This is a genomic window from Peribacillus sp. NPDC096622, assembly GCF_044762665.1.
Taxonomy (GTDB): Bacteria; Bacillota; Bacilli; order Bacillales; family DSM-1321; genus Peribacillus; species Peribacillus frigoritolerans_B.
In genome coordinates this window covers 406,078-424,029 of the sequence record NZ_JBIWES010000004.1, presented here as the reverse complement: position 1 = coordinate 424,029, position 17,952 = coordinate 406,078, and the positions used below count along the sequence as shown (strand labels likewise).

The 17,952-nt window shown below is 39.4% G+C and carries 21 protein-coding genes; 17 read left to right on the top strand and 4 right to left on the bottom strand.

Annotated elements, in window-relative coordinates; translation table 11 throughout:
* The first annotated feature begins 143 nt into the window (after window positions 1–143).
* Window positions 144–581, top strand: coding sequence for a BrxA/BrxB family bacilliredoxin (locus ACIQYG_RS10935; RefSeq protein WP_402837851.1), 438 nt, complete (start codon window positions 144–146; stop codon window positions 579–581).
* A 67-nt stretch (window positions 582–648) separates the two neighbouring features.
* Complete coding sequence (locus ACIQYG_RS10930; protein WP_402837849.1) at window positions 649–1,428, top strand: class I SAM-dependent methyltransferase; 780 nt, start codon at window positions 649–651, stop codon at window positions 1,426–1,428.
* Here ACIQYG_RS10930 and ggt read toward each other — a convergent pair whose 3' ends face one another.
* The gene (gene ggt / locus ACIQYG_RS10925; RefSeq protein ID WP_402837847.1) at window positions 1,429–3,117 is read right to left on the bottom strand and encodes a gamma-glutamyltransferase; all 1,689 of its coding nucleotides are present in this window, start codon (window positions 3,115–3,117) and stop codon (window positions 1,429–1,431) included. It lies immediately after the preceding gene.
* A 436-nt stretch (window positions 3,118–3,553) separates the two neighbouring features.
* Here ggt and ACIQYG_RS10920 point away from each other — a divergent pair, with 436 nt between their 5' ends.
* Window positions 3,554–4,171, top strand: a complete 618-nt coding sequence (locus ACIQYG_RS10920; protein ID WP_402837845.1) for a YpjP family protein — start codon at window positions 3,554–3,556, stop codon at window positions 4,169–4,171.
* 200 nt (window positions 4,172–4,371) lie between these two features.
* Window positions 4,372–5,136, top strand: coding sequence for a TerC family protein (locus ACIQYG_RS10915; RefSeq protein ID WP_402837843.1), 765 nt, complete (start codon window positions 4,372–4,374; stop codon window positions 5,134–5,136).
* Window positions 5,137–5,803: 667 nt separating this feature from the next.
* Here ACIQYG_RS10915 and ACIQYG_RS10910 read toward each other — a convergent pair.
* Window positions 5,804–6,040, bottom strand: coding sequence for a hypothetical protein (locus tag ACIQYG_RS10910; RefSeq protein ID WP_402837841.1), 237 nt, complete (start codon window positions 6,038–6,040; stop codon window positions 5,804–5,806).
* A gap of 223 nt (window positions 6,041–6,263) precedes the next feature.
* On the opposite strand from ACIQYG_RS10910, the gene ACIQYG_RS10905 reads away from it, so the two are divergent.
* The 11 genes from ACIQYG_RS10905 (at window position 6,264) to ACIQYG_RS10855 (ending at window position 14,862) form a co-directional block, all read left to right on the top strand.
* Complete coding sequence (locus tag ACIQYG_RS10905) at window positions 6,264–6,977, top strand: anthrax toxin lethal factor-related metalloendopeptidase (protein WP_402837839.1); 714 nt, start codon at window positions 6,264–6,266, stop codon at window positions 6,975–6,977.
* 57 nt (window positions 6,978–7,034) lie between these two features.
* Window positions 7,035–7,829, top strand: coding sequence for a thymidylate synthase (locus ACIQYG_RS10900; RefSeq protein ID WP_402837837.1), 795 nt, complete (start codon window positions 7,035–7,037; stop codon window positions 7,827–7,829).
* Window positions 7,826–8,311 (top strand): dihydrofolate reductase, encoded by a 486-nt coding sequence (locus tag ACIQYG_RS10895; RefSeq protein ID WP_402837835.1) that lies wholly within the window; start codon window positions 7,826–7,828, stop codon window positions 8,309–8,311. The genes ACIQYG_RS10900 and ACIQYG_RS10895 overlap by 4 nt, the downstream gene beginning before the upstream one ends.
* A 151-nt stretch (window positions 8,312–8,462) precedes the next feature.
* Entirely contained in the window at window positions 8,463–9,731 is a 1,269-nt protein-coding gene (ilvA, locus tag ACIQYG_RS10890; RefSeq protein WP_402837833.1) for a threonine ammonia-lyase IlvA, read from the top strand.
* 194 nt (window positions 9,732–9,925) lie between these two features.
* Window positions 9,926–10,117, top strand: coding sequence for a twin-arginine translocase TatA/TatE family subunit (gene tatA / locus ACIQYG_RS10885; RefSeq protein WP_034307557.1), 192 nt, complete (start codon window positions 9,926–9,928; stop codon window positions 10,115–10,117).
* Window positions 10,118–10,202: 85 nt separating this feature from the next.
* Window positions 10,203–10,949 (top strand): twin-arginine translocase subunit TatC, encoded by a 747-nt coding sequence (gene tatC, locus ACIQYG_RS10880; RefSeq protein WP_402837831.1) that lies wholly within the window; start codon window positions 10,203–10,205, stop codon window positions 10,947–10,949.
* Window positions 10,950–11,084: 135 nt separating this feature from the next.
* Window positions 11,085–11,348 (top strand): DUF2535 family protein, encoded by a 264-nt coding sequence (locus ACIQYG_RS10875; RefSeq protein ID WP_306668291.1) that lies wholly within the window; start codon window positions 11,085–11,087, stop codon window positions 11,346–11,348.
* Window positions 11,349–11,577: 229 nt separating this feature from the next.
* Window positions 11,578–12,420 (top strand): DegV family protein, encoded by an 843-nt coding sequence (locus tag ACIQYG_RS10870; RefSeq protein ID WP_402837931.1) that lies wholly within the window; start codon window positions 11,578–11,580, stop codon window positions 12,418–12,420.
* A 152-nt stretch (window positions 12,421–12,572) separates the two neighbouring features.
* Window positions 12,573–13,163 (top strand): SCO family protein, encoded by a 591-nt coding sequence (locus ACIQYG_RS10865; RefSeq protein WP_048686762.1) that lies wholly within the window; start codon window positions 12,573–12,575, stop codon window positions 13,161–13,163.
* A 275-nt stretch (window positions 13,164–13,438) separates the two neighbouring features.
* A complete protein-coding gene (locus ACIQYG_RS10860) occupies window positions 13,439–14,281 on the top strand; it encodes an SGNH/GDSL hydrolase family protein (RefSeq protein WP_402837828.1) in 843 nt (280 codons plus the stop codon).
* Window positions 14,278–14,862 (top strand): YpmS family protein, encoded by a 585-nt coding sequence (locus tag ACIQYG_RS10855; protein ID WP_305162880.1) that lies wholly within the window; start codon window positions 14,278–14,280, stop codon window positions 14,860–14,862. The genes ACIQYG_RS10860 and ACIQYG_RS10855 overlap by 4 nt, the downstream gene beginning before the upstream one ends.
* 54 nt (window positions 14,863–14,916) lie before the next feature.
* Here the strand turns inward: ACIQYG_RS10855 and ACIQYG_RS10850 are convergent, their stop codons facing one another.
* Window positions 14,917–15,666, bottom strand: a complete 750-nt coding sequence (locus ACIQYG_RS10850) for a DUF4397 domain-containing protein (RefSeq protein ID WP_402837826.1) — start codon at window positions 15,664–15,666, stop codon at window positions 14,917–14,919.
* Between the two features lie 184 nt (window positions 15,667–15,850).
* Here ACIQYG_RS10850 and msrA point away from each other — a divergent pair, with 184 nt between their 5' ends.
* Together msrA and msrB are read left to right on the top strand one after the other, a co-directional pair.
* Window positions 15,851–16,393 (top strand): peptide-methionine (S)-S-oxide reductase MsrA, encoded by a 543-nt coding sequence (gene msrA / locus ACIQYG_RS10845; RefSeq protein WP_402837824.1) that lies wholly within the window; start codon window positions 15,851–15,853, stop codon window positions 16,391–16,393.
* Entirely contained in the window at window positions 16,383–16,811 is a 429-nt protein-coding gene (msrB, locus tag ACIQYG_RS10840) for a peptide-methionine (R)-S-oxide reductase MsrB (RefSeq protein WP_402837822.1), read from the top strand. Before msrA ends, msrB begins: the two co-directional genes overlap by 11 nt.
* Window positions 16,812–16,862: 51 nt before the next feature.
* Here the strand turns inward: msrB and ACIQYG_RS10835 are convergent, their stop codons facing one another.
* Window positions 16,863–17,951: an SGNH/GDSL hydrolase family protein gene (locus ACIQYG_RS10835; RefSeq protein ID WP_402837820.1), complete on the bottom strand. Its 1,089-nt coding sequence runs from the start codon at window positions 17,949–17,951 to the stop codon at window positions 16,863–16,865.
* Between the last annotated feature and the right edge of the window lies 1 nt (window position 17,952).

Below are 17,952 nucleotides of genomic sequence, written 5' to 3'. Positions count from 1 at the left end.
AGAATGAAAGTGGATTCTGTCACCATGTTTCTTTGTGAAGAACAATGAAATTTTACAAATCTTTAAGCGTCATTTTTGCATATACACTCAAGAATATAGTATCATTATACTAATTGAAGAATTGTAACCAAGGAGGTTTTTTTATGTCGATGGCATATGATGAATATATGAAACAAATGGTGAAACCAATGCGCGCGGAACTGGTGCAGGCAGGTTTTGATGAGTTGGAATCCGCTGAAGCGGTTGAAAACTTCATGGAATCGGTAGAAGGTACGACACTTGTGGTCGTGAATTCAGTTTGCGGATGTGCTGCCGGGTTAGCCCGTCCAGCTGCTACTCAAGCCGTACTGCAAGCAGACAATAAGCCAGATCATTTGGTAACTGTATTCGCCGGCCAAGATAAGGAAGCGACAGCTAAAATGCGCGAATACTTCGATGGAATAGAACCCTCTTCACCATCGATGGCTCTTTTAAAGGACAAAGAGGTCGTACATTTCATTCCACGCCATGATATAGAAGGACAGCCAATGGAAGCTATCATGGAAAATTTATTGGCAGCGTTCAGTCAAGTAAATAAGTAATGAAGCGGAATGTCCTGGAAACAGGGCATTCTTTTCAAATTTAAGAGAGTATGAAGGGGTAGGAATCATGTTTGTCACAACAGTTGGAAGAGCCGATAAAGAAACGATGATATTAGCCAAAAGGTTAGCTGAAGAATTGCAAATCCCCTTTATAGCCAGAAGAAAACGATCGGTGGTAGAGATCCAAACGGAACAGAATGAAGAAGATTGCCTTGTTTTTGGTAAAAAGCGGATGGAGTTATACAGATACCAGGAAAAAGAACCATTCTTTTTCCACCCGAACCTAGCGATGATCCGTATAAAAAGAATAATGCGCGGAGAGAGTGATCCATTTCTCATTGCCGGAGATATAAATGAAGGGAACGCTGTGCTTGATTGTACCTTGGGATTGGGCTCTGATGCGATTGTCGCAAGTTTCGCAGTGGGTGAATATGGGCAGGTTGTAGGGTTGGAAGGAAATCAATATTTAGCCTTGCTCGTGGACCATGGATTGAAGACATGGGAGGATGCAGAAGAAAAAATGATTTCTGCGATGAGAAGAATAGAGGTCAGGCAAGGTGATCATTACGAAATTTTGAAAACATTGCCGGAAAATCATTTTGATGTCGTATATTTCGATCCCATGTTTGAAGAAACGATTAAGGAATCGAATGGAATCAGGGGATTGACTCATTTTGCGGAAGGTAAGGATTTATCTGTGGAAATAATGAAAGAAGCCAAGCGGGTTGCGCGCAAGAGAGTCGTGTTGAAAGACCATTTCCGCAGCTCCCGCTTTGAGGAATTTGGATTTGAGGTAATAAAAAGAAAAACATCCAAATTCCATTTTGGCTTTATCTCCATCCAGTGATCACGATTTATAATCTGTTTCGTCCAGACCCATGGCACAGCCTTCTCGGCTTGAATCGGCAGCACCATAGTTCGAGCCATCGGGGTTTATTTGAATCGCTTGGACATTCCCTATGGAATGGGGAACTTCATTAAAGGCGAAGCCCATTGCTTCCAAGTGGCCTTTGCTAGTCATATCCATTCCAGGCTCCCATTCAATATGAGGGCCCATCGGAGTGAAAATTCTAGGTTCTTCGATGGCTGCTTTCAAATCCATTTTCATATCGAGTACATTTATGATCGTTTGTAAGACTGAACTGATGATGGTTGGTCCTCCTGGTGAACCTAACGTCAAGATCGGCTCACCGTCTTTAAAGATGATGGTCGGGCTTTTACAGCTGACTGGGCGTTTATTGGGCTGCACTTCATTCATGCCGCCTGGAATGGAATCGAAATCAGTCAGTTCGTTATTCAACATGAAACCATAGTCGGAAACCATGATGCCTGATCCGAATGGATGTTCCACTGTAGAAGTGCATGCTGCGATATTGCCCCATCTGTCACGGACAGTGAAGTGTGTCGTTTCACTGATATCTTCTTCATTAGGTTGCGGAATGACTTCCCTTTGTTGCACGGAATCATAAATCCAAGGGTTTCCGAAGTCAATGGCATTATTTCTTGTTTTGAAATTAATGAATGAGCGGCGTTTAGCTATATACTCATCATGCATGAGACCCGCTAATGGCAATTCGGCAAATTCTGGATCAGCGAGAAATGCTTTTTTATCTGTAAATGCCAGACGCATCGCTTCTGCTATTAAATAATATTTTTCCCAAGAACGGACGTCATATTGTTCTATATGGAAGCTTTCCAATATTTTCAGGATTTGGATGACAGTGAATCCGCCAGCACTTGGGGCATTTGATGAAGCTATTAAATAATCCTTATAAGTCCCATACATTGGTACATCGATAGTAGCTTTATAGTCCTTTAAATCAGAAAGCTCCATGAACCCTCCAAGTTCCTGTATACAGGAAATGATGCCCTCTCCGATTTCACCTTCATAAAAAGCGGAAATTCCTTCACGTTGTAAAATCCGATAGGTATTAGCCAAATTTTCTTTAATCAGCAAATCGCCATCCTGATAGGGTTTTCCGTTAGGGATGAAAAACTTACGCGCTTCATCGCCCAATCGGTATTCAAAATTTTTAAGAGCATCGCATAGAACCCAATTGACGGGAACTCCTTTTTCTGCAAATTCAATGGATGGTTCGATAAGTTCAGCTAAGGGCTTGCTGCCATTTTCGGCGAGTGCTTCATCCATAGCTTTCAGTATTCCAGGAATGCCAACCGCTGTTGCTTTGATAGATCTTTCTTTAAATGGGATGACTTCCCCTTTTTCATCAAGAAACATGTCTCGATGAGCGGCTTTAGGTGCCCTTACATGGCCGTCGTATATTTTCGTTTCCTTATCTTTTGCGTTATATACCATAAGAAAACCACTGCCGCCGATACCAGTCATCATTGGTTCAACAACATTTAGGGCAAATTGGATCGCGACGGCCGCATCGACAGCATTTCCACCTTCACGTAATATTTTTTCCCCTATGGAAGTAGCTACGGGATGAGCGGTAACGACCATTCCGGCGTTCCCTTTCGCAGTTTCCCTTTTGTAATCATTATCTTTTATGTTTTCCTTGTTGTTTTCCAAAATGATTCCTCCATTATTCAGTCCTTTTATCTGCCAAAAGGAAGGCTTATGTTTTTAGTGAAAAGAAAACCTTGTCATTGTAGAAAAATGACAAGGAGATTTTTCGTAGGTATTCATTTATTCTTAATCAGCAAATGATAAATATACGAAAAATGCTAATGTTACAAGACATAAAGCCACCATGGCAGTCGAAGCCATATAAGACCCCTCCTTAAAAAGACTTGAATCTAATTAATTTCTCCAAATATCGTCAAAATCCTTCATTAAAATGTAAAATTGTTGATTTTTATTTACAAAGTTAGGCTTGATAAAAGTTTATATAGGTATTTATCCTTTTTTTGATTTTTAAAACATGGGTAACTATATATTCGTAATTACCAAAAAATAAAAGTATACTAAATATAAAGACAATACAAAAAAGGAGGGGGAGTGTGAGTTGAAAGCAGCGGTTTGGTTCAGGAAAAGTCTCGTCATTTTAGTATCCGTTTTAACGTTTGGTCTTGTTACTCCTACAGATCTGGCGTGGTTAGCGGAAGCCGATTCGCTAAAGGATACTAAAAAAGGGTTAGTGGAAGAAGAGGGATTAGCTTATCTTCCTTCTCAGAATTCGAATGAACTTGAAGAGGAATTCAACCGGGAAGAGTTTTTATCGGATATCCTGAATAAGGCAGAGGAAAATGCATTTATGAAATTTGGCGAAAAGATCAATCCTAAAATTGGCGATGAATTCAAAATGGCTATATTACCAAAAATGGAAGAAGCCATTGCAGAAATGGCTGCACAATTTCCAGATGAAAAATTACAGCAATTAACCATCACTGAACAGCCGAGTGCGGGCAGGGCCGAGAAAATATTTCATATTTATGATTCAAACAGCGGCAAGGATATCATCAGATTCCATGTCAGGCAGGAAAATCCCCCGCAGGAAGGGTATTGGTTCGATTTTCACTATCATACCTATCATGATTCATTTGCCACCCATTATAATATCGGGAAAATTTATTGGGATAAAAATACGCCGCCAGAGTGGACGAGTAAACAAAGGCTCTCATAGCGGTTGGTTTCGTTGATTTTATTTAAGTGTAAGAGTAAGATGAAATGGAATGATACTCTAATAAGCATCGAATGATACGTTGTCATGCAACGTATTTATTTTGTGTTTAAAATTAAAGTAAGTTTATATCATAACTGGGAACAATGTAATTTTAAAAGGTTTTCTAATTTTGCTGTTATAGTAGCAGAGGAGTCTTTATCATGTCAGAGTTGTTAAATAACATCATGCAAACGTATGCTCAATTTTTTGACTGGCATATGTGGGTGGAGGTTTTATCCGACCCGGTGAGCTGGGGTTTGATCGGGACGCTCGTATTAATGGAAGGATTGCTATCAGCGGACAACGCACTGGTATTGGCTGTAATGGTAAGGCATCTTCCTGAAAAACAACGGAAAAAAGCACTGTTTTACGGTTTATTAGGTGCTTATGCTTTTCGATTTATAGCGATTGGAATTGGTGTTTTCCTCATTAAGCTTTGGTGGGTGAAGGTGATTGGAGCAGCCTACCTTGGTTGGCTCTCATTTAAATACTTTAGGGATAAAAGAAAAAAACAAGCTGATGAAGATATTCAAGGAATGAGTAAAAATAGCATCTTGATCCGTATGTTTGGTACATTATGGGGAACGGTTGCGGCTGTGGAATTGATGGATATAGCATTTTCCGTCGATAGTGTCTTGGCCGCATTCGGGGTGAGTGAAAAAGTCTGGGTCCTTTTGACAGGCGGAATGATTGGAGTCTTGATGATGCGGGGAGTGGCCGGGGTATTTCTAAAATTGATAGATAAGGTTCCAGAATTGGAAACCGCCGCATATGTCCTTATCGGATTCATTGCTATTAAAATGTTGATCGCAGTTGCAGGGATCGAAATCCCCCCTGCAATCTTTTTTACCTTTATTTTACTGATTTTCGGCACTACAATCGTGTTTCATTTGAAGAAAAGGAAAAAGGCCAAGGAACATGGCTGAGACTATTTAAAAAGCTGGCATCAATATGATGCCAGCTTTTTGTTGGGCTAACTCGCTTTTCTTCTAAATTGTCTGTATACAGACTGGCGATTAAACAAACTTGTATTACTTTTTTATATGGATGAAACCCTCATTGAAGGGAAGAAATTCGCGACACTCCTGCCGAAAAACTGGCTAGCCGAGATCCCACAGACGCTTGCTTTGATGAGGCTTGGCAGACAGTCGGCGGAAAGGGAGCGGATTTCGGAAATCAACTCATAATTATAATATAAAGTAAAAATTGAAGGTGAAATGCATTTTCTCCTTCAACACCATTTCAACTACATTTTTTACTGAAACCCGTTTGGAAAATTAAAGGAAGTTCATATAATTAACGGTGAACTTTAGTACAATAAATTAATAAAGAAAATGAGGAAGAACACAGTTTAAAGAACTGTGCTTCAGTTTGTAGACAAAAGTGGTTCTATCTAAAAGGTAAAACAAAGTTGATGGAAGCTGAAGGTGCGAGACTCCTGCGGGAATAGCGAGTCCAAGGGAGACCCCACAGGCGCAAGTGCGCCGAGGAGGCTCCCGGACCGCCCGCGGAAAGCGAGTGCCTGAAGTGGAAATCAACGTCAAAATTTGTACAAGCCCAAAAATAAAGCTGACATCAAAAATGATGTCAGCTTTATTTTTGGAAAATATCAAATATTTGAAGGAGGGCGGTAAATGTAGTGAAAAAAAGCAAAGGAAATAAAAAGTTAAGCCAGGGAGACGACAGGAGCGGATGCAGCAGTATGCCCAATAAAATGGAGAAAAGAAAAAGGTCGAGAATGATAAACACTTTTAAACTGTAAATATCAAGGACTTCTTCAGCAAGTTCACGTTCCTCATTCAAGATGACTTTTTTATTATTGGTTTCCATGCGATCACCTTAAACCTTTTACAATTATATATTGTTGATATATGAAAAACGCGGATCAATGGTTCTTCTCATCATGAATTGAAACCCAAATTACCAAAAAAACATAGAGTTTTTACATTAGGGCAATATGTTATACTAATATAATAGTATAAAAGGTTTAGAGATATTAAATAACATATATTTTCTTAACGATAAATGAGGAGTGAAGAAAGGGGAGAAGAGTGTGAAAAGGAAGAAATGGTGGTTATCCATATTTGCATTGTTTGTTTTTTTACTCTCCATGCTCTCCTATTCATTAGCGAAGGATGATGGGATAAAATGGCGGAATTTACCCAAAGATAACCTATTAAGACAAGCTGAACTTTTTAAGGGGAATAAAGAATTGCAAAGAATATTTTTATTTCCAGAAGAGGAGTACGATGAAAGGGAAGCACTTAAAATTGCGGGAACCATTAATGAACTGCCTCATTCACTTTTGGTGAAAACAGCGGAAAGTGGTGTGAGGATCAAACTATTCGATGGTGATATAACAGAAAATCAATCCGCGGCCAAATTAAAGGGGAAAACTCCGCGTGGTTATTTGAATAAAGAAACAACTTGGGATGATGTGCCTGGTATGGGCGGATCACATACGGTATTGGTTAAAATCGGAGCGAGTGACAAGGGAAACGGGCATGGCTCCGTTAATTTGGAACTGCATGAGCTGGGGCATTCAATTGATAATATAGTATTTGATGGAATCCGTGAAGACATGGATTATTTGAAGATTTGGGGTAAGGAAGTGGACGGGCTGTTTCCTGGGATTACGTATTTTTCCAATTACCCTGAGGAATACTTTGCAGAAACGTTTGCCATGTTTTATGTGAACAATGAACAAAATCAATTGCTTAGACAAAAAGCACCCGAGACTTATAATTTTATTAAACAATTAGATTAAACATTGGGCAATAATACGTTAAAATAAGGTGAATGAAAGTAGAAAAGGTGGTTTATCATGAAGCAATATTTAGATTTATGTAAGCATGTACTCGAAAATGGAACGCAAAAAGGTGATCGTACGGGAACAGGGACGATCAGTACCTTTGGATATCAAATGAGATTCAATTTAAAAGAAGGATTCCCTGTACTTACAACGAAAAAGGTTAGTTTAAAAGCGATTATCCATGAACTATTATGGTTTTTGAAGGGTGATACAAACGTTGGGTATCTTCAGGAAAACAGTGTGCGCATATGGAATGAATGGGCGGATGAAAAGGGGGAATTAGGTCCGATTTATGGACATCAATGGCGTTCTTGGGGAACGGCGGATGGAAGGCAAATCGACCAAATCAGTGAATTGATCGAACAAATCAAGACGAATCCAAATTCAAGAAGATTGATAGTCAGTGCTTGGAATGTTGGGGAACTGGATGAAATGGCCTTACCGCCTTGCCATGCTTTCTTTCAATTCTATGTCGCTGATGGCAAGCTTTCATGCCAGCTATACCAACGTTCGGCGGACGTCTTTTTAGGTGTTCCTTTTAATATAGCTTCGTATGCGCTTTTAACGATGATGATCGCCCAGGTGTGTGATTTGGAAGTTGGCGAATTTGTACATACTTTCGGGGATGTCCACATCTACTCTAACCACCTTGAACAAGTGGAACTGCAGTTGACTCGTGACCCGAAACCATTGCCAATCATGAAAATCAATCCAGAAGTGAAAAATATCTTTGATTTTAGCTTCGAGGACTTCGTTTTGGAAAATTATGAAGCCCATCCCCATATAAAAGGTGAGGTTAGCATATGATATCGTTGATAGTGGCTATGGATCAAAACCGTGTGATTGGTAATAACAATAAACTTCCATGGCATTTACCGGCAGATTTGCAGTACTTTAAAAAAGTGACGATGGGCCATCCGATCGTCATGGGCCGAAAAACATTTGAATCGATCGGCAGGGTCCTGCCTGGCCGCGAAAATGTCATCGTCACCCGCAATCAGGAATTTAAAGCGGAAGGCTGCGTAGTATTACATGATATTGCACAAATCAAAATGTTCGCTGACAACCATGATGAGGAAGTCTTCGTGATTGGCGGAGCCGAAATCTTCAAGGAAATCCTTCCTTTTACCGACCGCCTATATATAACGGAAATCCATGAAACCTTTGAAGGTGATACTTTCTTTCCCGTGATTGATGAAAATGAATGGGATGAAATCTCCTCAAACCCAGGCAGCATCGATGAAAAAAATCGATATGCACATGATTTTATTATTCTACAAAAAAAATAAAGTGCTAATCCGATTATGGGGAAATGTCCATAATCGGTTTTTTTTTGGTATGGGACAAACAAAAGAAAGAATTTTTAGAAAAATCAATTACATTAATTACAGTAAAGTGCTATAATGATTGAATTCATCAGAAAGGAAATGAGGGATTGTTATGAATCAGACTGCATCTAAGAATAGGGGGATTCAATTGGAAGATATTCTAATTGCCTATAGAGAACTGAAAGAAATCGTTTTACATACTCCTTTACAAAAAAATCAGAGGCTCTCTGAAAAATATGATTGTAATGTTTATTTAAAACGCGAGGACTTACAACACGTACGTTCCTTTAAATTAAGAGGGGCTTACTATAAAATGAAAAGCCTGACCGAGGAAGAGACGAAGAACGGAGTCGTTTGTGCCAGTGCAGGAAACCATGCACAAGGTGTTGCTTTTTCTTGCAGCCAATTGGGTATTCACGGGAAAATTTATATGCCTGCTACAACTCCAAGGCAAAAAGTCGATCAAGTTCAGCTATTCGGCAGGGATAATGTGGAGATTATCCTTATCGGGGATACATTCGATGATGCATTTGCCATGGCGATGGAATGTTGTGAAAAAGAAGAGCGTTCTTTTATCCATCCATTTGACGATGAAAAAGTGATCGCCGGGCAGGGTACAACGGCTGTAGAAATCCTGAATGATTGTGAAGATGGAATCGACTATGTATTCGCCGCTATGGGGGGGGGCGGTTTAATGGCCGGAGTTTCGAGCTATTTCAAATCGGTTTCACCAAATACGAAATGCATTGGAGTTGAGCCGCAAGGTGCTGCTTCGATGGAATACTCTTTCAAGGAAGGAAAAGTTTCTGAACTCGAAAACATAGATACATTCGTTGACGGAGCAGCTGTCAAGTGTGTGGGACAGTTGACATATCAGCTTTGTAAGGAAAACCTGGAAGATATCGTTGTCGTACCTTCAGGCCAAATCTGTACGACGATTCTCGATTTATATAATCAGCATGCGATTGTCGCTGAACCGGCAGGGGCTATATCTGTAGCCGCGTTGGATTTATATAAAGAACAAATCAAAGGCAAAACGGTTGTTTGCATGGTCAGCGGAGGGAATAACGACATTGGGCGTATGCAGGAAATTAAGGAGAAATCCTTATTATATGAAGGGCTGCTTTATTATTTCATCGTGAATTTTCCACAACGTGCTGGCGCGTTAAGGGAATTCCTTGATGAGGTGTTAGGACCGAATGATGATATAAGCCGCTTTGAATATACGAAGAAAAATAATAAAGAAAGCGGGCCGGCCCTGGTTGGTATTGAGCTAAAAGATAAAAATGATTATGAAGGGCTCATTCAAAGGATGAACAAGAAAGGATTCTCTTTCGTAGAGGTCAATAAAGACAGTAATTTATTTCACTTATTGATTTAATCATGGACAAAATGTTAAATTAGGATAGAATAATACCTATGTTTTTACATTTTTTTCTGCCGGCCAAGTCGTATATGGGCATACTGTCGATAATTGTTACCATTCTATGACGAATTGCCAGTTCCCTTTCAATTGGTTGGAAATGGTATTATAATCGAAGTAGGTCTAATTACAACACCAAAGGGGATGTATCCATGTCGAACATTGGAGTACCTGGTCTAATTCTCATCTTAATATTGGCTTTAATTATCTTTGGTCCGAAGAAACTTCCAGAAATTGGCCGTGCTTTTGGACAAACGCTTCGTGAGTTTAAAAAATCCACGAGTGATTTAACAAAAGGTGATTATGAAGAAGATAAGAAGCTACAACAAAAAAATCATGAATGATTGAATGCTGGGCGTAAGATGCAATCGTCTTGCGCCTTTATGCTGTAACAAAGATACGGATTTTCAGATGAAGGCGTGATCAACTTTGGAAGATAAAGAATTACATATCATCGATCATCTCGATGAATTGAGAAAACGGCTCATCATTACAGCTGTTGTTTTTGTCATCTTTTTTATCGCCAGTTTTATTTATGTTGAGGAGATTTATAATTGGTTCGTGAAAGATCTCGATTTTGACCTGATGGTATTGGGACCGAGTGATATTATTTGGATTTACTTCATGCTTGCAGGTGTCGTAGCCATTGCGGCAACGATACCGGTAATTGCCCTGCAAATCTGGTTATTCGTTAAACCCGCTTTGATGCCAAATGAAGTGAGGGCGACCCTTGCCTATATTCCAGCACTTTTCCTGCTTTTTATCGGAGGGCTTGCTTTCGGTTATTTTGTCATCTTCCCGACCATTCTTCAATTTTTGATTGAATTGGGTCATGGGATGTTCATAACCAGTTTTACAGCTGATAAGTACTTTTCATTCGTATTTAATATGACGATACCTTTTGCTGTTTTATTCGAGCTTCCAGTCGTTACCATGTTTTTGACCTCCCTTGGCATCATAAATCCTTATGTGCTTCAAAAATTAAGGAAGTATGCATACTTTGTACTGGTTGTCATAGCGATATCGATTACGCCGCCTGACTTTATGTCAGACTTTATGGTGATGGTTCCATTGCTGTTATTATACGAAATCAGCATTTCTTTATCAAAAGTCGTCTATAAACGAAGGGTGAAACGTGAAAGCTTGCGGGAAGACACCTACGAGGAAGGTTTATAAGAAGAAGCCCATAATGGCATTTTGCCCTTATGGGTCTTTTTTTTATGAAGATCATTCAGATTTCTCTGTTTTTTTACACATTTGAATATTTATACTTTTGAATTTTTTGTGTATAATATAAGCAATCGGTTAAAAATGAGGATTGATATTTTGATGTTCAAATGCTTGGAATTCAAAGATTGTTTTGGACATAAGGTCACAATTTCAGAAATACCTGTCTTACTGCCTAGTGATCCGAATTTTTTTATGTTGACCGTGCGTTTGGAAATATTTGTTAAGAAGGTTTTTGCCAATAAAGATCATAAAGAAAATTACTCATTTAAGCATTATTTAGCATCCGTACTCAAATGGCCCGTTTATAACAAGCTTTTTTTTGGAAGTTTACTCAATAATGCTTAATGCGTACTGTTCCAAAGCTAACTTCTCCGTTAAAAGGGAGGACACGAATGCCAAGCAGTATCGAATGAAACGGCAGGGGTGTTCAAGTTAGCTCATGGAACGGTCTTTTTTTGTGCACTCATTTCAAAAGATAAGTATCACTTCAGTAGAAAAAAGAATACCTTTGGTTTGAATGCTTACCTTGAATAGGTATAATACAATAGATATGTTAATTTAGGGATGTGTAATGATGAATAAAGTAAAGATAGTAACAGACTCGACCGTGGATATGACACCAGAGGAACTGGAATTTTATGATATTACAATGGTCCCTTTATCGATCTATATAGATGGGGAGACTTTTTTGGATAAGGTTGAAATCGAACAAGAAGAATTCTTGAAAAGGATGAACCAGTCAAAAGAACTGCCAAAAAGCTCACAACCAGCCGTAGGTACCTTTGTGGAGGTATATGATGAACTCGGAAAAGACGGCAGCGAGATTATTTCCATACATATGACAGGTGGAATGAGCGGCACAGTTCGCTCAGCGGAAAGCGCCGCTAGTATGTCTGAAACGAAGGTTACCGTTCTTGACTCGAAATTCATTTCAAAAGCGATGTCATTTCAGGTGATCGAGGCAGCGAAGATGGCGAAGGAAGGGAAATCCGTAGCTGAGATAATTGAAAGATTGGATCATATTAAAAAGCAGTCAAGTTTAATCATTGTCATAGAAACACTTGATAACCTCGTTAAGGGTGGAAGGATTGGCAAAGTTTCTGCTTTTATCGGTTCATTGCTTCACATAAAGCCGATTGCACTTCTTGAAGAGGGTGTACTGAATCCTGTATCCAAAGCTAGGAGCCAGTCACAGGTCGTGAAGTTCATCATCAAGAAATTCAAAGAAGATACTCAAGGCAAAAAAATTAGAGGAATCGGATTTGTACATGCGAATGGCCTTGAAATAGCGGATAAGGTCCGCCAAGCCATTGCAGACTTAACAGGATATCAAGACATAAAGATAGAAGCAACGACTGCCGTTGTCAGTACCCATACAGGTGAAGGCGCCATGGCGATCATGTATTATTGGGACTGATAAGGATATACCAAATGAAACTGCGTTTGCGGCGGTTTTGTCACTTTTACATTTGTCTTTAATCCGTAGTAATAGTTGCTGTTCTCATTCCGATTGGTCTGTTAGAATAAATGAAGTAACAGAATATTTTATACATAAAGGACGGGGTAGGGATGAGAAAGCTGCAATTGCTTATGGCAGCTATGGGAGCATCAATTTTATTGCTGTTGACAGCATGCGGTTCCAATGGTGTACCTGATGCTAAAAATTGGGACCTTGAAGATTTCAGTTATATCGATCAGGAGGGGAAACCTTTCTCAAAAAGCGATCTAAAAGGAAAGGTTTGGGTAGCGGATTTTATATTCACAAGCTGTGAGACGGTCTGTCTCCCCATGACTTCGAATATGACGAAGCTGCAGCAGCAATTGAAGGATGAAGGTATTAAGGATGTAGAGTTCGTTTCATTTTCCGTGGACCCGGAAATTGACAAACCTGATGTTTTAAAAAAGTTTGGTGACCAATTTAATGTGGATTACGGCAACTGGCACTTTCTGACCGGTTATGGACAGGAAGAAATCGAGCAGTTTGCATTGGATAACTTTAAAACGATCGTCAAAAAACCAGAAGCAGAGGATCAGGTGATCCATGGGACCAGCTTTTTTCTGATTGATCAAGAAGGAAAGATCATCATGGATTATACAGGTCTGCAGGATATTCCCTTTGATGAAATCATTAAGCATATTAAAATTTTACAGAATTATTGAACAGGTTTAATGACCTGTTCTTTCTGTTTTTCCATCCTTTATTATAAGGCTTTAACGATGTGAAAATGAGCAATAAGTTTTTGAAGAAACAGCGGTAGTGAAGAATGATTTTACATGCTCAGTACATGCTAATTTTTATAGGACTAGCTTTAATTCCCTGCATTTTTCATATTGTATAGTAAGGAATGCTCAATTCTGGAAGTACAATGAAGGTATATTGTTTGCAATCTTTCGTTTCCTGCATGATATAATATATGGGTAGGAAGGTGAGGGTCATGAGGTACAAAATCACCTGTCTTTTCATATGCCTAGTTTGGATTTCAGGCTGCAGCCAAAGTGAAACAGCCTCAAATCAGCCATCTGTTCAGCAGAAAAGCATAGTTGAGCTGAGTAAAAAGGAAACCATTCCTGCCAGCTTTTTTCCGGACCCTGTGAAAATCGTTTCAATTGGCGACTCCTTGACTCAAGGTGTCGGTGATAGTAAAGATAATGGCGGGTATCTGCCTTATTTACAAAATAAGCTGGAAAAAGAACCATCGATTACTTCCGTTGAGATGATTAATCATGGCATACGTGGAAATAGGACCGACCAACTATTGAAAAGACTGGATAAGACTAGGATTAAAGAAGACATAAAGCAAGCTGACTCGATTGTCGTCACAATCGGTGGAAATGATATCATGAAGGTCTTTAAACAGAATTTCTCCAACTTGGAGCTGAATCAGTTTGAATCTGCAAAAATAGGGTATGAAAAAAGATTAAGGCAGATACTCGATAAGGTTCGTTCCGAAAATGATTCTGCACAAATTTACCTTGTAGGCGTCTATAATCCATTTTCCAAATGGTTCGGGGATTTTTATGAACTTGATATGATCATGAATGAATGGAATGAAAGTGGAAAAGAGATCATTGAAGAATATGATTCAGCCTATTTTATTGAAATAGCAGACATTTTCGAGAATTCCGAAGAAGATTTGCTGTATGCCGAGGATTATTTTCACCCAAATGACCGCGGATATGAATTAATCGCGACAAGAATCTATAATGATATGGATATTACCACTATCGGAAAGGACACATTGGAAGCGAGTGCCAAAGGAGATGATGACCAAGAATGACAAATGTCAAATGGAAGACTTTGTTTATTTCCCTATTAGCCTTAAACATCCTGGTCATCTTGTTTGTAACGATTTTAGTTAATCTGCCGACTAAAGATAAAGAGCTGATACCCAAAGTAAGCCACGAAGAAGATATCCAATTTCAAATTCACACGAATCGGGAAGATTTGACAAGATTAATCAACCAGTATCTGGATAAAGAAGGGTTGACTGGATCCATTCACTACGAAGTGTATTTAACGGATGAGGTGGAGCTATACGGAACAATGCCATTTTTCAACCGTGAAGTGGAAATGAAATTGACTTTTGAACCAATTGCCCAAAAGAATGGGGATTTGATCCTTAAGCAAAAATCAATTGCTGTCGGTAAAATGAACCTTCCTGTTTCATATGTAATGAATTTAATTAATGAGCGTTATAATATGCCGGATTGGGTTAGTATAAGCCCCAATGACGAAAGTATTTATGTGTCATTACAGGATATGGAACTGAAAAGCGATATTAGGGTGAAGGCGAAAGAATTCGATCTAGAAAATGATGACATTTCATTTTTATTGACCATCCCATCATCATTACAGTGATAGTGAATAAATGGATAAAAAACCAGGATCGGTGCATCCTGGTTTTTTATCCATTTATGGGGAGAGCGTTAGGGCTTCTAGTGAGGATGATTCCCGATTCGATCCGATTATATAAATGGTTGAGGGAGTATTTTCTTGGAAGGCCTTGTTTGGCAAAGGAAGTGCAATCTCTTTTGTTCCAGCTATCCTCACTTCGAAGTCTACGATCATAGGATGAATATTAAGGTATGCGCTTGCTTTCCTGAAATGGAGTTGATCAAAAACGACATCTCCACCTTTGACGGCAATGTCCACCGAGAGTAAATCATGTGAAAGCTGGATGAATCGGACCTTTGCTTCATTTGGGGGAACAGATGGATTATCCTCGAAAGGTAACAGTTTCAACGATTCATTAGCCACGGTAGGTGCTAGAGCAATGGTATAGGAAGCCCCGATTTCGAGAGCCACTTTACAGCTTAATAGAGGCGAGGTGTTTTGCCCGCTGCGGTATATATCCAATTGGTACTTGCCAGGGGGAAGCGGTAAATAACCATTGCTCTCTTTATATGAGAAATTTTTGAGGAAACGCATTTCATTTACATAAACATCAAATGAGTGAGCTGTTGGGGCAGCATGTAAAAAGCGAACTTGTGCAGGCAGTAGGACATTCATTTGTTCATATCTCAATTGTTGTGTTGATTTTTCGGGACTTTTCAAATGTTTATGGTAATAATAAGCATGCAATTGCGGATCGCCGTTTTTATTATAAGACGATAGTAAATCATATGTTCCCGATTTTTGTGGATATGATTGTTTATCGCTCATTTCCAGCACCTCTCATTTTTCCATTATGTTTTTAACATATGTAATTATGCTTGGGCGTGTGCCTCCTTTTAAAAAGGAAGGGAACATTTCCGTGAAAAGGCTTGATCGGCATATTATTTTACAGGGATAAATAAAAACGTTAAAATGCATTCAATGGATTGTTTGTAAAAAGGAGGATTTTCATTTGACAAAGCAATTAGAGAAAGCAACATTCGCAGGTGGATGTTTCTGGTGCATGGTGGAACCATTCGATGAACAGCCTGGCATCGAATCCGTTATCTCTGGCTATACAGGCGGGACTACGGAAAATCCCACGTACAAAGAAGTTTGTTCGGAAACCACGGGACATTATGAAGCTGTTCAGATCACCTTTGATCCAAACGTATTTCCATATGGGAAGATAATCGAGTTATTCTGGCAGCAAATTGACCCGACAGATGCTGGCGGGCAATTTTATGACCGGGGAAGTTCTTATCAAACGGCCATTTTTTATCATGACGAAAACCAACGTGAAATTGCTGAAGCATCCAAAGCAAAGCTGCAGGCAAGCGGGAAATTTTCCGGACCGATCGTAACTCCGATTATACCGGCTAAAACGTTTTATCCAGCCGAGACATACCACCAGCATTATTATAAAAAGCAACCAGAGCATTATGAAAGATATTCGATTGGCTCAGGACGTAAAGCATTTATACAACATCACTGGGGGGAAAAAAATGAAAAGTAAAGAAGAATTAAAAAAGGAACTCACTCCAATTCAATATGAAGTAACGCAAAATAATGGAACGGAACCAGCCTTTAACAATGAATATTGGAATTTGAAGGAAGAAGGATTATATGTGGATATCGTTTCAGGTAATCCTCTTTTCACTTCAAAGGAAAAGTTCGATTCAGGCTGCGGTTGGCCAAGCTTCACTAAACCGCTTAAAGAAGAGGAAGTGGTGGAAAACCTCGATACGAGTTATGGTATGAGAAGAATCGAGGTTCGCTCAAAAACTGCCGATTCACATCTGGGACATGTTTTCAATGATGGGCCGGGACCTACAGGATTACGCTATTGCATCAATTCTGCATCATTAAGGTTCATCCCGCTCCAAGATCTTGAAAAAGAGGGATACGGAGAATACAAAAAGCTTTTTGATTGATTGGAAAACCCCCTATCAAATAATGATAGGGGGTAATTTATTGGGTAATATTCAATCTGTGATGATGGACGCGATCCGGACATATGGAATGTCGGTAAGGTCCATTGCTTTAGTCCTGCCAGTCACCTCAAAACGGACAGTATGTGATCCGGGACGAAGGCCATTTGTGACAAATAAATATCTTTCACGGGCAAATGGCCACCATGTATTCAAAGTCGTGATTTCATTTCCATCGATCCAAACATTCACTTCCCCGCCATCGGGACTTCTAAGCAGTTTCACTCCAAGCATACTTCCTTTGAAGGTATATTCAATCACACTGCCCTTTTCACTACTAGTGTAATAGCCACCCATTGGACGGAAACCGCTCATTTTTTCATAGCGGTCAATTTCCGATAATTCAAATCCAGAACGGGTATGCAGCTTAGTTGGAAGGCCTGCAACAACCTTCTTTTGTTTGATGTTATCCAGGAACCGTTCATATATGGCATTTGCATATAATTTATACCCCAGCCCATTTGGATGTACCAAATCTCTGGTCAGTTGTTTTTCCGTATATCCTGAATCTTTGAATATGGGTCGCATATCCACATTTGTTGCACCGTAATGTTTGGATAAAAGGCCGATGGCTGACGCAAATTCCTCATATTTCAAGGAACTCTCTGTTATTGTGAATAACTCAGCATTAGGGTGGAGCCGTTTTGCCTTTCTCATTAACGCCTCATATGTCATGGTAAAATCATCGACATTCATATATTTGCGGTCATTTTCACCAAAAACGAAGAAAATCAGATCTTTATGATCATGCTCCCTTCTTTGGGAAAGCTTGAATAAGCCTTCAAAAGCAGTTGAACCGCTTTGGACCACGTAGTCACCGTGTAAAGGAATATCATTAACATCATTCATTCTTTTTTCTAACTGTTTGAACCATGTTTGATTAGGCTTTTCAGCTCCTGATCCTCTTCCGATGCTGTCACCAATGACGAGATACTGAATGGGCTGGCCTGACTGGAATTTTTGATAAACATTTATCGAATCATCTGATCCATATGTTTTAGGAACTTTTTGAAGGATATAGCTGATAAGAAGGATCGTGGCGATTGCAGCGAAAGGGATGAAGGATTTTGCGTTCGTTTTCAAT

Bases quoted from the DNA above. Each gene is read 5' to 3' on its own strand.
- ilvA (WP_402837833.1), top strand. From the start codon at position 8,463: ATGAATCAGACTGCATCTAAGAATAGGGGGATTCAATTGGAAGATATT.
- msrB (WP_402837822.1), top strand. From the start codon at position 16,383: ATGAAAAGTAAAGAAGAATTAAAAAAGGAACTCACTCCAATTCAATAT.
- ACIQYG_RS10850 (WP_402837826.1), bottom strand. From the start codon at position 15,666: ATGAGCGATAAACAATCATATCCACAAAAATCGGGAACATATGATTTA.
- ACIQYG_RS10875 (WP_306668291.1), top strand. From the start codon at position 11,085: ATGAGGATTGATATTTTGATGTTCAAATGCTTGGAATTCAAAGATTGT.
- ACIQYG_RS10910 (WP_402837841.1), bottom strand. From the start codon at position 6,040: ATGGAAACCAATAATAAAAAAGTCATCTTGAATGAGGAACGTGAACTT.
- ACIQYG_RS10855 (WP_305162880.1), top strand. From the start codon at position 14,278: ATGACAAATGTCAAATGGAAGACTTTGTTTATTTCCCTATTAGCCTTA.
- ACIQYG_RS10935 (WP_402837851.1), top strand. From the start codon at position 144: ATGTCGATGGCATATGATGAATATATGAAACAAATGGTGAAACCAATG.
- ACIQYG_RS10865 (WP_048686762.1), top strand. From the start codon at position 12,573: ATGAGAAAGCTGCAATTGCTTATGGCAGCTATGGGAGCATCAATTTTA.
- ACIQYG_RS10915 (WP_402837843.1), top strand. From the start codon at position 4,372: ATGTCAGAGTTGTTAAATAACATCATGCAAACGTATGCTCAATTTTTT.
- ACIQYG_RS10870 (WP_402837931.1), top strand. From the start codon at position 11,578: ATGAATAAAGTAAAGATAGTAACAGACTCGACCGTGGATATGACACCA.
- ACIQYG_RS10930 (WP_402837849.1), top strand. From the start codon at position 649: ATGTTTGTCACAACAGTTGGAAGAGCCGATAAAGAAACGATGATATTA.
- ACIQYG_RS10860 (WP_402837828.1), top strand. From the start codon at position 13,439: ATGAGGTACAAAATCACCTGTCTTTTCATATGCCTAGTTTGGATTTCA.
- tatA (WP_034307557.1), top strand. From the start codon at position 9,926: ATGTCGAACATTGGAGTACCTGGTCTAATTCTCATCTTAATATTGGCT.
- ACIQYG_RS10895 (WP_402837835.1), top strand. From the start codon at position 7,826: ATGATATCGTTGATAGTGGCTATGGATCAAAACCGTGTGATTGGTAAT.
- ACIQYG_RS10900 (WP_402837837.1), top strand. From the start codon at position 7,035: ATGAAGCAATATTTAGATTTATGTAAGCATGTACTCGAAAATGGAACG.